The organism is Vibrio sp. 1288, from assembly GCF_033344475.1.
The window spans coordinates 1-976 of sequence record NZ_JAWPOX010000190.1; the positions used below are offsets into that span (position 1 = coordinate 1).

Genomic DNA, 976 nt, shown 5'->3' on the forward strand with positions numbered 1-976 from the left:
ATTATTGACACCGGAGAGTATCATTCGTTGCCATCTCCCTTTCAAGACAAGATTTGCGATGAAGAACACACACAACAGCCAAGAACGCCTAGAATACCTCAAGCAACAACTTCCTTTAGAAATCACCCGCTCTGTCGCCGATACCTTAAAAGAAGATCTAGGTGGCACGTTGGATGCGTCACAAGATATCACTGCATCTCTTATTCCTGCTGATGCAATGAATACCGCAACCATCATCACTCGTGAACACGGTGTGTTTTGTGGTCAAGCTTGGGCAGATGAAGTATTTAAACAGCTTGGCGGCAAAGTCACTATCGAATGGCATGTAAAAGATGGCGATAAAGTCGAGCCAAACCAAACACTTTGCACGCTGACTGGCCCAGCTCGTGACCTGTTAACGGGTGAGCGCAACGCAATGAACTTTATTCAAACCCTTTCTGGCTGTGCAACAACAACCGCTGAGTATGCAGCAAAAATCGCGCATACCGATTGTCGTTTGTTAGACACACGCAAAACCATTCCGGGTCTTCGAAGTGCTCTGAAGTACGCCGTTGCTTGTGGTGGCGGTTTTAACCATCGTATCGGTGTGTTCGACGCTTACCTCATCAAAGAAAACCACATCATCGCTTGTGGCGGAATTACTCAAGCAATCACCACAGCAAAAGATCTCAATCCTGGCAAACCAGTCGAAGTAGAAACAGAAAGCCTGGCTGAGCTACAAGAAGCGATCGACGCAGGTGCCGACATCATCATGCTAGATAACTTCACGAAAGAAATGATGCGTGAAGCCGTAGAGATTAACGCAGGCCGTGCCGCTTTAGAAAACTCAGGCAACATCACTCTAGATACTATCGCTGAATACGCAGAAACCGGCGTCGATTACATTTCCGTAGGCGCACTAACTAAGCATCTAAAAGCGATGGATCTTTCGATGCGCTTCAAATAACGCAAGCAACAAAATTGAAATTACTTCAAC

At 46.3% G+C, this 976-nt stretch carries 1 protein-coding gene; it reads left to right on the forward strand.

From position 1 onward, the window contains the following. The first annotated feature begins 58 nt into the window (after positions 1 to 58). Positions 59 to 946 carry a carboxylating nicotinate-nucleotide diphosphorylase gene (nadC, locus tag R8O11_RS25590; protein WP_029839899.1) on the forward strand — a complete coding sequence of 296 codons (888 nt, stop codon included), beginning with the start codon at positions 59 to 61 and terminating at the stop codon, positions 944 to 946. Positions 947 to 976: the final 30 nt, after the last annotated feature.